This window comes from uncultured Streptococcus sp., assembly GCF_905372115.1.
In the GTDB taxonomy this organism is placed as follows: Bacteria; Bacillota; Bacilli; order Lactobacillales; family Streptococcaceae; genus Streptococcus.
On the sequence record NZ_CAJPNR010000024.1, the window covers coordinates 15,312 to 28,330 of the forward strand.

12 protein-coding genes are annotated in these 13,019 nt (G+C 43.3%); 1 reads left to right on the top strand and 11 read right to left on the bottom strand.

The features are described 5' to 3' along the window. Positions 1-36: 36 nt before the first annotated feature. The 11 genes from rpmH to QZ169_RS07525 form a co-directional block, all read right to left on the bottom strand. Positions 37-171, bottom strand: a complete 135-nt coding sequence (rpmH, locus tag QZ169_RS07475; RefSeq protein WP_002893904.1) for a 50S ribosomal protein L34 — start codon at positions 169-171, stop codon at positions 37-39. Between the two features lie 138 nt (positions 172-309). After that, the gene (locus QZ169_RS07480) at positions 310-942 is read right to left on the bottom strand and encodes an HI_0552 family protein (RefSeq protein WP_295505908.1); all 633 of its coding nucleotides are present in this window, start codon (positions 940-942) and stop codon (positions 310-312) included. 49 nt (positions 943-991) lie between these two features. After that, positions 992-2,017 (bottom strand): RNA-binding cell elongation regulator Jag/EloR, encoded by a 1,026-nt coding sequence (gene jag, locus QZ169_RS07485; RefSeq protein WP_002893912.1) that lies wholly within the window; start codon positions 2,015-2,017, stop codon positions 992-994. Positions 2,018-2,038: 21 nt separating this feature from the next. Further along, entirely contained in the window at positions 2,039-2,854 is an 816-nt protein-coding gene (locus QZ169_RS07490; RefSeq protein WP_295505919.1) for a membrane protein insertase YidC, read from the bottom strand. Further along, positions 2,838-3,197: a ribonuclease P protein component gene (rnpA, locus tag QZ169_RS07495; RefSeq protein ID WP_002917781.1), complete on the bottom strand. Its 360-nt coding sequence runs from the start codon at positions 3,195-3,197 to the stop codon at positions 2,838-2,840. The genes QZ169_RS07490 and rnpA overlap by 17 nt, the downstream gene beginning before the upstream one ends. A gap of 148 nt (positions 3,198-3,345) precedes the next feature. Then, positions 3,346-4,731, bottom strand: coding sequence for an argininosuccinate lyase (gene argH, locus QZ169_RS07500; protein WP_295505923.1), 1,386 nt, complete (start codon positions 4,729-4,731; stop codon positions 3,346-3,348). Between the two features lie 14 nt (positions 4,732-4,745). After that, positions 4,746-5,945 (bottom strand): argininosuccinate synthase, encoded by a 1,200-nt coding sequence (locus QZ169_RS07505; protein ID WP_295505925.1) that lies wholly within the window; start codon positions 5,943-5,945, stop codon positions 4,746-4,748. A gap of 175 nt (positions 5,946-6,120) precedes the next feature. Beyond that, positions 6,121-6,756: a DUF6287 domain-containing protein gene (locus QZ169_RS07510; RefSeq protein ID WP_295505928.1), complete on the bottom strand. Its 636-nt coding sequence runs from the start codon at positions 6,754-6,756 to the stop codon at positions 6,121-6,123. Between the two features lie 89 nt (positions 6,757-6,845). After that, positions 6,846-8,303 carry a glutamate--tRNA ligase gene (gene gltX, locus QZ169_RS07515; protein WP_295505931.1) on the bottom strand — a complete coding sequence of 486 codons (1,458 nt, stop codon included), beginning with the start codon at positions 8,301-8,303 and terminating at the stop codon, positions 6,846-6,848. A gap of 106 nt (positions 8,304-8,409) precedes the next feature. Continuing rightward, a complete protein-coding gene (locus QZ169_RS07520) occupies positions 8,410-9,189 on the bottom strand; it encodes an alpha/beta hydrolase family protein (RefSeq protein ID WP_032911825.1) in 780 nt (259 codons plus the stop codon). 74 nt (positions 9,190-9,263) lie between these two features. Beyond that, on the bottom strand, positions 9,264-10,931 hold the full coding sequence (locus tag QZ169_RS07525; protein WP_295505935.1) for a ribonuclease J: 1,668 nt from the start codon (positions 10,929-10,931) through the stop codon (positions 9,264-9,266). A gap of 932 nt (positions 10,932-11,863) precedes the next feature. Here QZ169_RS07525 and QZ169_RS07530 point away from each other — a divergent pair. Next, entirely contained in the window at positions 11,864-12,922 is a 1,059-nt protein-coding gene (locus QZ169_RS07530; RefSeq protein ID WP_295505938.1) for a TIGR00341 family protein, read from the top strand. The last annotated feature ends 97 nt before the right edge of the window (positions 12,923-13,019 follow it).

Below are 13,019 nucleotides of genomic sequence, written 5' to 3' on the forward strand. Positions count from 1 at the left end.
TCGAGTCTCCGCTGGTTTCTTGATAAATCGTTTGAATTAAGCAGCCAAAACTTTGCGTCCTTTACGACGGCGAGCTGCCAATACACGACGACCGTTTTTAGTTGACATACGGTGGCGGAAACCATGTTTACGCGCACGACGGATTTTACTTGGTTGATAAGTACGTTTCACGATGAATACCTCCTCTTAGATTCTTGTATTCGTTTAGCCGGCTAGTTGTGATCAGTTACTAAACATACTTTACTATTCTATATGATTCTGGGGCTTTTGTCAATACTTACTTAAATAACTTTCTCTTTGTAAACGTAATCACAAGGTGCGAGTCGCTTCATAAAAGGGAATCAAGGCTGTCATGGCCTCCTGCAGCTGGGACAGCACCTGCTCTCTTGAAGCAGCCTGAGAAAGGGGAACATCGTATTTGACTAAGACCTTACGAACCTGACCGGCTGCTAGCTGCTGAGTAAGGAGCTGGCGATTTTCCTCAGTACCTTCAAAGCGCTGACTCACACCATCTATCTGAGCAAAATAGTAAGCTGGCGGCTGAATAGGTAGCTCCAATACCCGATTTTGCTTGCTGAGACTGTGCTCATCTTTCTTGCGCTCCATGAAGCTCACCTCTAGCGACACTCCAAAATCTTCTGCAGTTCCATACAAGCGCAGGGCAAACATCGGTTCTGTGATTTCCCCATAGCCTTTAAGATAATTCCAAAAATGGGGCCGCAGTATCTGTGCCTGATTCATCCACTGGCTGGTTCGCTCCAAGGTCAGCTTGGGATAGAGACTCTGAAAATCCTTGACCAAGTCCGCAAACTCCTTGCGTGCCGCCTGACCTTTAGCTCTCAACTCCAACATAGACTCACGCAGCTGCCCTACCTTATCTGGAGATATATACTTAGCCCCTTGATGAGGCAGATAACTTTCAATAGCTGGAAAAAGTGACATAAAAAATCCTTTCTATATGCAAAAACCAGCATCTCTGCTGGCTTTCTTTTTATTCGCTGTCAATATCCACAACGACATAGCGGTTAGGCTCGTCGCCTTCGGAATAGCTAGTCACGCCATCAATGCGAGAGATGATGCGGTGGATAATTTTGCGCTCGCTGTTAGACATAGGGTCTGTGTGCTGACCGCGTCGGTCTTCCAAAGCCCTCTGAGCCAGTTTCTGCGCATAGCTTTGCAGCACTTCAGCCCGATGCTCAACATAGTCATTGACATTAATGGAAATATAGAAGCTCTTAGAATATTGGTTATAAAGATAGTTTTGCGCCAATAGCTGCAGAGCTTTCAAGACTTTTCCGTGGTAGCCAATCACGCGCCCCGGTTCATTGGTATCAATCTGCATGTTGATAGTTCGGCGGTTGTGGCTGCTGGAAATGCCCGCTTCAACATCCATCTCATCAACAATTTTCTGAACATAGTTCGTTACGTTTTCAACTACTTCTTCAATATCGTAGTCTGCTTCGACTTGGATGCCTAAATCTGCAAAAGAGCTTTCTTCTGTTTCTGTTGGCTCAGCCTTGTCTTTAGCCGCTTGTTCAAAAGAGATAACCTTGCTATCGTCCGCTTCTGCTTGAGCAACTGCCTCATCAATAGCTTGGTTGGTCTTGAGAAGGTCAATGGTACCCGTCTCTTCTAAAATCGTATTGGCTTGCTTGTCATTTTTGAGAATTTCAGCCTTGACCTCATCTGAGATAACTTCGCCTTCTCCTTCGACCTTCTTGATGGCAGCTACCACACGGCCCAAATCAACCGTTGCTTCACTGACAGACTGCACAGGCTCATTCTGAGCATTAATCTCTTCGGGAACACCTTTTACAGCCTTTTGATTGGCCTTGACAACTGTCGTCTCAGCAATCGGCTCGACATCCACCTGAGCTGGCTTCTTGCCAAACAAGCCTAAAAAGCCTTTTTTCTCACGTGAAATAACAGTGATATGCGCTCTCATACGTGGAATATCCAACGTTTTCAAACCATTTTGAATGGCTTCTTCAACACTTGCTCCTGTAAAAATAACCATTGCAAGAGTCCTCCTTCTTACTTACTTTTTCTTTTTCTGTGCTTTTTTCAGGGCACGTTTCTTTTTCTGTTCCAATTGACGCTCTGACCGTTCCTTAGCTTCCCGCTCGGCAATGATTTTAAAAGGATTGCTCAACAGCAAAGTCTGAACCACCTGATAAGCATTTGAGACCGCCCAGTAGAGGGCTACCCCACTCGCTGCATAGAAGGCAAAAAAGAAAATCGCAACTGGCAACAGGTACATCATGACTGTCATCCCGCCATTTCTCTCAGGCAAGGCTTTGTTTGAAAGCCACGTACTGAGGAAAGTGAAGAGAGCCGCTAACAGCGGAAGAATAAAGGTCGGATCTGTCGCTCCAAGATTGAGCCAGAGGAAGTGACCTGTCTTCATAAAATCAACCCGAGTCAGGGCTTGAAACAGAGCCAAGAGCACTGGCATCTGGATAAAGAGCGGAATGAATGAAGCATAAGGATTGACACCCATTTCCTTGTAGAGCTTTTGAGTTTCCTCAGCCAAGGCTGTTCTACTCTCCATGTCCTTACCAGGATACTTTTCCTGCAGTTGCTTGATATGCGGCTGTACTTCCTGCAGCTTGCGCGAAGAAGTCGTCTGGAATTGGAAGACCGGCAGGAGAACCGTCCGGATAATCAAGGTAAAGAGAATAATCCCAATCCCCTTGCTTCCACCAAAGGATAGAAAACGAATGGTGTCGGCAAAGAAATAGACCAGCTTCTCCCAGAAGCCATTTGAATCGGCCGTTACTTGACTGGTTCCGCAGGCTGTGAGAAAGAGCAGCGAGACAACCAGCAAAATCCCTAATTTACTTTTCTGTTTCACAAATGAATCCTTCCTGATAAAGTTTAGCAATTTTTAATACATGCAATAAATTTTGTTCAACTTGGTGGTAGTCCAGCTCCTCTACTCCTTTGCGAGCAATAACGACGAAGTCTGCCTGGACTAACTGTTTCTGATGTTGCATCAAGACATGGCGGATTTTTCTTTTAATACGATTACGAACTACTGCATTCCCCAGCTTTTTACTGACGGAAATTCCTACTCGAAAATGCTTTTGCTCTTTTTCTAACATGTAAACGACAAATTTTCGATTAGCAAAACTCTGTCCTCTTTTAAAAATCGCATTAAAATCTTTTTCGCTCTTGACGCGATAGTTTTTTCTCAAAACTCAACTCCATCCACCAAAATTATATCTATTATACCATATTTTTCGAAAATGCCAATAAGTCCTGCTATGACGCTGTTTTTGCAAATATTTAAAAGGTTGATTTGCTTAAAAAAAACCGCAATTTCCTTGCGGTGTTCCCTATATCTTATTCCTTTTCCAGCTGTTTCTTAGCCCGTTCCAACTCCTGACGGATCTGTGCAAATCCAGTCCCGCCAAGGGAATTCCGCTTTTGTACAGCGGTCTGCGACTCAAGCGCTTGATAAATATCTTCCTCAATCAGCGACGACACTTCCTGATAGCGGCTCAGCGGAATATCCTGTAGATAATAGCCTGCCTTGCTGCATTCCAGCACCAACTTTCCGACAATCTCATGGGCTTCTCGGAAAGGCAGTCCTTTTTTGGCCAGATAGTCAGCTAATTCTGTCGCATTGGAGAAATCCTGCTGAGTTGAAACCAGCATTTTTTCTTTGTTTACTGTCATACTAGACAGCATACCCGCCATAATATCCAGCGACTTCTGGATAGTATCTACTGTATCGAACATGCCTTCCTTGTCTTCCTGCAGGTCCTTATTATAGGCCAAGGGCAGGGATTTCATAACCGTCAGAAGACTGAAGAGATGGCCATAGATCCGGCCGCTCTTGCCTCGAATCAGCTCCGCCATGTCCGGATTTTTCTTTTGCGGCATGATGGAAGATCCTGTACTAAAGGTATCTGATAAGCTGACAAAGCCATATTCATAGCTGCACCAGTTAATCAGCTCCTCGCAGAGACGAGACAGATGCATGATGAGAATACTGCTGTTAGATAGAAACTCCAGGATAAAATCTCGATCACTGACCGCATCCAAAGAATTGTGGTAAATGCCTTTGAAGCCCAATAAATCAGCCGTCAGCTCCCTGTCAATTGGAAACGTTGTCCCCGCCAGAGCCGCTGCTCCTAAAGGAGACAAATCTGTATGCTCTAGATTAAAAGCAAAGCGCTGACTATCTCGGCTGAACATCTGATAATAGGCCAGCAGATGATGGGCAAAGCTAATCGGCTGGGCATGCTGCAGATGGGTATAGCCTGGCATGATGGTCTCTACATGCTCTTCTGCCAAATCCAGCAGCACCTGACGCAGATTCAAGAGTTTATCCGCAATCTGACCGAGCTGATCCTTGAGATAAAGGTGCATATCTGTCGCCACCTGGTCATTACGGGAGCGAGCCGTATGGAGCTTACCAGCTACTGGCCCAATCTCCTCGGTCAGAAGAGCCTCCATATTCATATGAATATCTTCATTACGCACATCAAACTCAAGCTCTCCAGACTCATGACGCGCCAACAGCTTTTCCAAGCCTGCCTGAATAGCAGCCACTTCCTCTGGAGCAATAATTCCTGTCCGCCCCAACATTTTGACATGGGCGAGGCTGCCCTGCAGATCATAGAGAGCCAGACGATAGTCAAAGCCGACGCTGGCGCCAAATTCCTCTACCCAGCCTTCCAGAGAGGCTTCAAAACGTCCGCCCCACAGTTTATGATTCGCCATAGGAAAGCCCCTTTCTATTTGTCTTTGTGAGCCTGAACCTCTGCATGAACCTTAGATGGAAGCCCCCACAGCTTGATAAAGCCAATCGCAGCATCCTGGTCAAAAGTATCTGCACTGGTATAGGTAGCCAGACTTTCATCGTAAAGAGAATTGTCAGACTTACGCGCTACGACTGTCGCAGATCCCTTATAAAGCTTCACCTTAGCTGTGCCATTGACCACCTGCTGGGTGGACTTAAGGTAGGCAATCAGGGCTTCTGTCGCTGGATTAAACCAGAGACCATTATAGATGAGATTAGACAGCTCATTTTCGATAATCGGCTTGAAATGAGCCAATTCTCTGACTAGAGTCAGATCCTCAATTTCCTTGTGGGCAGCCAAGAGAGTCACCGCCCCAGGGCATTCATAGATTTCCCGAGACTTAATCCCTACCAGACGATTTTCCACATGGTCAATCCGACCAACACCGTGTTGTCCAGCTAGGTCATTTAGCTCAAGAATCAAGTCCGCCAACTTCATCTTTCTACCATCTAAAGCAACTGGCACGCCAGCTTCAAAGTCAATATTTACATAGACTGGGCTGTCTGGTGCTGCTTCTGGCGTAACTGTCAAATCATAGGCGTCTTCCGGTGCTTCATTCCAAGGATTTTCCAAGACACCACACTCGTTGGCCCGTCCCCAAAGGTTTTGATCGACTGAGTAAGGGCTATCCAGATCTGCAGGAATTGGCACACCATTAGCTTTAGCATAATTGATTTCTTCTTCCCTAGACCATTTCCATTCCCGAACCGGAGCGATGACCTTGAGACTGGGATCTAAGGATGCGATAGCGACTTCAAAACGTACCTGATCGTTTCCTTTTCCCGTACAGCCATGGGCAATGGTCGTCGCCCCTGTCTTGTGGGCAATTTCAACCAATTTCTTAGAAATCAAAGGGCGGCTCAGAGCGGACACTAGAGGATATTTTCGTTCGTAGAAGGTGTGTCCTTGCAGAGCAACCAAGACGTAGTCTTCCGCAAACTCGTCTTTAACATCAATAACATGTGATTCGATAGCGCCAACTTTCAGCGCCTTGTCATGAATGAAATCCAAATCATTTCCTTCACCTACGTCCATACAGACCGCGATCACATCATAATCCTTGTCCAGCCAAGTAATGGCCACCGAAGTGTCCAAGCCGCCAGAATACGCTAAAATGACTTTCTCTTTAACCATGCGATTACCTCTATCCTTCTACATTTTATTTTTAAACATTCTACTGTATGAAAATGCGAATGTCAAGAGGAAATTTAATATTTATTAAAATAAAAGCGTTTTATCAATTTTTATTCAAAATCAATATATTATATACTGGACTCAAAATAAGAAAAAAAGAGTCTGTCAAGACTCCTTATTTTACGCGGTAAAAAACATCGGGATGTTCGGAAACGCTTTGGGTGATGATGAAACGATCTTGGCTGGTATCAGTCGGATCCGTTCCATTGACAGTCTCCCCAGCTGGCAGACCCTTTCCTGCTGGAATTATAAGAAAAGCAGCACCGGTTTGGTTTTTCCAACGAATCCCTGCTCGGTAAATCCCATTTTCATCTGGCCCAGAGTAATCTCCTGTCTCAAGCTTGGCAACATCTGACTCGATACCAGACGCATCGAATGTATAACTGTTCCCTTTGGCATCCTGCCAAGTACCAATCATACTAGAAAAATCTCCAGAAGCAATAGCCTTCATATCCAAACTAGAAGTTGACGCCGTCTCTTTCTCTCCTTTGCTAGTTTCCTGGGCAGACTTTTCAGCTTCAGTTTCCGAATTCTTCTGAGAGCCAGCATCAGAAGCTTCTTGACTATCCGCGTCGCCAGAAAGTTCGCTCGAATTGCTCTCTCTTTCAGGCTTTTTAGAAGATGCAGAACTAGTCGAACTTGCTTTAGAATTGTTGGAAGCAGGGGTCGTCTGCTCTTTCTTTTGGTTACAGGTTACTAGCACGAGTAAGGCTGCTAGTCCTACAACAAAGATGATGATCCATTTTTTCATTTTTATCCCCTTAAGGTATTTTCTTATTACAATTGTGACATAAAAACAAAAATTTGCAAAGTAAAAACCAGTTTTCGAGCTGGTTTATCTTATTGAATTTGATTTAGCATGTTTTCGATATGCTGGATGGATTTTTCGCGGCCTAATAGATAAATGGTATCTGGCAGCTCTGGTCCATGCATTTCACCAGAAACGGCAATCCGAATCGGCATAAAGAGATTTTTACCCTTGATTCCTGTCTCTTTTTGGACAGCCTTGATTTGTGGGAAGATATTCTCCGTTACAAAATCTGCATCAGACATGGCTTCTAACTTTTCTTTGAAAGCTGTCAACACGGTCGGTACCGTTTCACCAGCCATGACCTCACGCTCTGCATCTGTCAACTCTGGAAAGTCCGCAAAGAAGAGGTCTGTCAGCGGCACAATCTCGTCTACAGACTTCATTTGCGGTTTGTAGAGCTCTACGAGCTTTTCTGCCTTATCTGTCAAACGGCCCGCTTCTTCCAGGTATGGCTTAGCCAGAGCGAATATTGTGTCAAAATCCGCATTCTTGATGTATTCATTGTTCATCCAGTCCAGCTTCTTCTGGTCAAAAGCAGCTGGGGACTTGCTGAGACGTTTTTCATCAAAGAGCTCAATCAACTCTTGGCGAGAGAAAATCTCATGCTCGCCGCCAGGATTCCAGCCCAGCAGTGCAATAAAGTTAAAGACTGCTTCTGGCAGGTAGCCCTTCTTGCGATAATCCTCGATAAACTGCAAGGTATTGGTATCGCGCTTGGACAGTTTCTTGCCTGTTTCAGAGTTGATAATCAGGGTCATGTGCCCAAATTCTGGAGCTTCCCAGCCCAGAGCTTCATAAACCATGAGTTGCTTAGGCGTGTTGGCGATATGGTCATCTCCACGAATAACGTGTGAAATTTCCATCAGATGGTCATCAATAACCACAGCAAAGTTGTAGGTTGGGTAGCCGTCTTTCTTCTGGATAACCCAGTCACCACCGATATTGCCGCCTTCAAACTCAATTTCGCCCTTGACCATGTCAGTCCACTTATAGACACCAGCTTCATTTATAGCCAGACGAACCGTCGGAATGATGCCCGCTGCTTCGCGCTCAGCGATATAGGCTGCCTTTTCTTCCTCTGACATGCCTAGAAACTCATTGATATAACGAGGTGTTTCACCAGCTGCCTCCTGACGTTCGCGTTCAGCCGCTAATTCTTCCTCAGTTACATAGGACTTGTAAGCTAATCCTTTGTCCAAGAGTTCATTGACGTATTTTTGGTAAATATCCAAGCGCTCAGACTGACGGTAGTTTTCGTGAGTCTCAGGACTTTCATCCCAGTCAATACCCAGCCAGCGCAGGTTTTCTAGCTGAGAGCGTTCCCCGTCTTCTACATGGCGCTTGCGGTCAGTATCCTCGATACGGATAATGAAGGTTCCACCATGATGACGAGCATAGAGGTAGTTAAAGAGCGCAGTCCGCGCATTTCCGATGTGTAAAAGTCCAGTCGGACTTGGTGCATAACGCACTCGAATCGCTTTTGTCAAAGTTCCATTCTCCTATTTGTATTTCGGGGAATCATTCCCACTCAGATTTTCAAACGTAATCATTATATCATACTCTGAGGACAGAATACGACTTTACAGTCTATTTTTACGACAGGCGCTCTTCCAGCTGGAAGTCGATAGGAAGCCAGGCCAGCACATTCTCCAGCTGCTTTTCCCAGTAATACCACTCATGCTTACCTGGACTGTGGCTGTAAGTAATCTCCAAGCCTAAGTCTTGCAGGTTTTTCACCGCCGCCTGATTGGCCTTGTAGAGAAAGTCTTCTTCGCCACACCATGCCCAAAGCTTAGTCTTTTTATCAGATTGCTTGGCTATACTTTCCAGCGAATGAGGGCTGCTGGTCCAGTCTTTATAGTCTCCAAAAACTCCCCGCCAATAGGCCGGTGTTGCCATCTCAGCATTATCCGGACGAGCATCAAGAAAACTCAAAGCCCCAGAAAGACTAGCGGCGTATGAAAAGCGGTTAGACTTGAGAGCCAGCTTAAAGGCTCCGTATCCACCCATGGAAAGACCAGCGATAAAATTCTTCTCCCGCTTATCTGACATATTTGGGAAAAAGCGCTTGAGCACCCGAGGCAGCTCCTCAGCGATGGCTTCATAATAGTTAAAACCGTACTGAGTATCGGTGTACCAGCCATTGCTGGTATTAGGCATGACAACAATCAAGTTGGTCGAGCGAACCAGGCGTTCAATATTTGAACGCTTGAGCCAGCTATTGTGATTCCCGTTCATACCATGAAGCAGGTACAAAACAGGAATATCCTTATCATCCGGCTTATCAACACGAGCTGCGTCCGGATAGAGGACATTGACGCCCCATTCCATCTCCAAAGCCTCAGAATAATACTCTATTTTCATCACTGCCATTCGCATTTCTCCTTCGTATCTTCCTGACAAGAAAAAGCCGAAGCCCGACTTTTCTTATATTTGTGTTCAGATTTTTACCGCACTTCCATAACAACCGGCAAAATAGCTGGGCGACGCTTGGTTTGGTCAAAGAGATATTTGGCCAGACTATCACGGACAGCACCCTTCAGCTCTCCCCAGTCAAAGCTATCCTGCGCCAGATAGTCTTCCACTGTTTTATTGACAAGGTCAGAGCTCTCACGCAAAATATCTCTGCTCTTCTTGACATAGACAAATCCACGAGTGTGTACTTTAGCCTTGGAAATGATTTTCTTTTCCTTACGGTTAACCGTGAGTGCCACGATGAAAATACCATCTTCAGACAAGACCTTGCGGTCGCGCAGGACGATATTGCCTACATCACCAATCGCATTTCCATCAATCATGACATCTCCAGCTGATACTGCACCAGCCGGCACAAAATCACCATGGTCGTATTCCATGATGCTGCCACGCTTAGGAATAAAGATATTTTCCGGCAGCATGCCAACTTCCATGGCAGCCTTGGCATGAGCATCCAATCCGCGGTACTCACCCTGAATAGGGAAGAGGTACTTAGGCTGTAGCAGGTTAATCATGAGCTGCAAATCACGCGCATTTGCGTGACCTGAAACCCGCAGGTTTTGGGTAATCAGCTTGACAATGCCACCCGCTTGATAAATCATATTTTCCACTCGAGCCACGACCGCTTCCTTGGCAATAGATGGCGTCGTTACGATGTAAATCAAATCGCCTTCCTTGATTTCCACATAGCGGTGACGGCCGATTGACATCTTACGCAGGCCATTGATAGGCTCACCCATCCGGCCAGTCTCCAAGATAATCAATTCATGGTCTTCAAACTTAGACATTTCCTTGGGCTTGATCAAGAGGCGTTCGTCCACCAAGGACAGCTTCTTGAGGCGGATAGCCGTACGGACGATATTTTCAATGTCAAAACCTGTCAAAACCACTCGGCGGCCAGTCTCAGCAGCTGCATCAAAGACCTGCTGGATACGAGACAAGTTGCTGGCAACCGCCGCAACAATCACGCGGCCATCCCAGTCAGCAATCGTATCTTCGATTTCCTTGCCAACCTCGCTCTCACTAGCCACTTGAACGCTACTGTCCGCATTGGCTGAATCACTGAGCAAGGCCAGAACGCCCTCACGGCCAATCTCAGCCAGACGGCCAAAGTCTGTCGCGTAGGACGGGCTAGCAGACTGGTCAAACTTGAAATCACCTGTATAAACGATACTGCCTTTTCTGGTCTTGATGACAATTCCCAAACTCTCAGGAATCGAGTGAGTCGTCCGGAAGAAGGAAACTACTGTTTTGCCAAATTCAATCTCAGTATTTTCATCAATCACATGGAAATCATTGAACTTCTTAACCGCATCATTGTTTTTGACAAACAACTTGGCCAGCTCAATCGTCAATTCTGATCCAAAAACCGGCACCTTAGCATCTGCCAAAAGATTAGGCAGAGCACCAATCGCATCTGCGTGCCCATGTGTCAGAAAGACACCCGCAATCCGCTCCTTGTTTTCAAACAAATAGTCCATGTTGGGAACGACATAATCCACACCCAACTGCTCATTTTCTGGGTACTTCAGCCCAACATCCAATACAAAAATGGAATCATCCACTTCGGCAACGTAAAGATTTTTCCCATTTTCACGTACGCCGCCCAAAGCAATCAGTTTAATATTGCTCTTGCTCATTTTTTCTCCTATTCAATTTTCAGAACCTCACTTTTATCAAAGATTCTTTATTTTATTACTAACGGTCCTTGGCTAGCCAAGTCGAATTACAGTCTTACAAACCTAAGGTTCGCATATCCAACCTATTATAGCATTTTTTCATGTTTTTTCAAAGTCAAGTGTGCCTTCTTAGCGCCCTTTACCACAAAAAAACGACCTCTAGCTTTACTCGGCTAGAGGTCTGGTTTACTTCGCTGGTATGAGAGCAATCAGTTCATCCAAGGTGTAACTGAATAACAATTTTTTATTTATTGTTTTTATTATTTTTTATAAACTTTTAATTCCTTTAACCGCTAATGATTTTCTTTTTATCTTAGCATTGGAAATCTCTATAACATAATAAAGCACTATTGATTGAATTCTCGAAGTTTGAAAACCATCTAAAAGCTTCTACTTTCTATACTATCGTTACAATCAGGCAAGCTAAGCAGGCCTGTCTGACAATTCAACCAATATGTCAAGTAAAGCAACTACTTATGTATTACAAACAACTATACCAACAAAGTAAACTTAAAAGCGAATGAATTTGGCTTCCTTTCTTTCTATTTCCTTAACTCTATTATAGTACTCTATTTAGATTTTTGCAAGCGTTTACACATTAAAAATACAAAAATATTTTAAGAATTTTGAAAAAGTAGTTACACAAAGAAAAAAGGCCGTGACAAACTAATTTTTGTTATTTGGTTAATAATTCAGTATATGTTGCTTTTTTAATCCAGTAAGAATGTTAAGAAACCTCTTCTCAGAAATTAGATTCTAATCGTAATATTTTTATGTTAAAATAAATAACGGTTATATACCTCTTCCGGTATTTTATTTGGAATATTACTTATTTCATTCATTGCTTTGCATGAATTTATAATTTAGAGGACTTTAATAAGGGGAATACTATTATGAGAAAAATTTTAAAAGAGGATAAACTTTATTCTTTAGTTGAATTTAGAGATAGGCTCTACGATGATTTAGATTTATCAAGAAGCGATTTAGCTACCTTGTTATGTGCAATGTTGATTGCATCTATTGGCTTAAACATGGATTCCACTCCAGTTATCATTGGGGCAATGTTGATTTCTCCATTAATGACACCTATTATTGGAATTGGTTTTTCATTAGCAATACTAGATATGAAACTGCTCAGAAAGTCATTTAAAATTCTTTCTATTCAAGTTTTGTTAAGCCTCTTAGCATCTACGATTTATTTTTTTATTTCTCCAATTTCTTATGCAAGTTCAGAAATTATTGCCAGAACTTCACCAACAATTTGGGATGTAGTTATAGCTTTTGTGGGTGGGGTAGCTGGAGTTATTGGAGCACGAAAAAAAGAAGCAAATAACATTGTACCTGGAGTAGCTATCGCAACAGCTCTTATGCCCCCAGTATGTACTGTCGGCTATGCTATAGCAACAGGGAACTTTGAGTTTATGTTAGGAGCATCCTACTTATTTTTCATTAACTGTAGTTTTATTATGCTTGCTACATACATAGGGACGAGCTTAACTATGGTGAAAAATCATTACATTAAACACAATCAAGAAGCCTATAAAATGCGAAAAATATTAATTCTAGTTTCGCTTATTCTTATTATTCCAAGTTTGGTTTCAGCGACTACCTTAGTGAGAGAGACCTTAATCAATGAATCTATAAATAAATACTTATCTGATCAGTTTAAAGAGAACACAATCCTAAAAAAGAACTATGACAAAGAAGATAATACTTTAAAGTTAACTATTTCAGGAAACTATCTTTCAGATGAGGAAGTGAAAAAAATTCTTAGTAAACAAAAGGATTATGGTTTGAAAAATATTTCAATTCAAATTTCACAATTATCCAATGATCGATTGACCGAAAAAGACATCGTCGAGTATATTATTCAATATAAAAATGACCATGAACTTCAAAAAATTGATAAGGAAAAGGAGAAGAAAGAAACTCCAACTAAAAACAAGGAATAGGAACAATTTTCCTATCCAAATACACAAAAAAGAGAGAACAGGATTTGTACTGACCCCAAAAAGTTAGACAATTAATTATTGAAAGGATTTAGTTCTG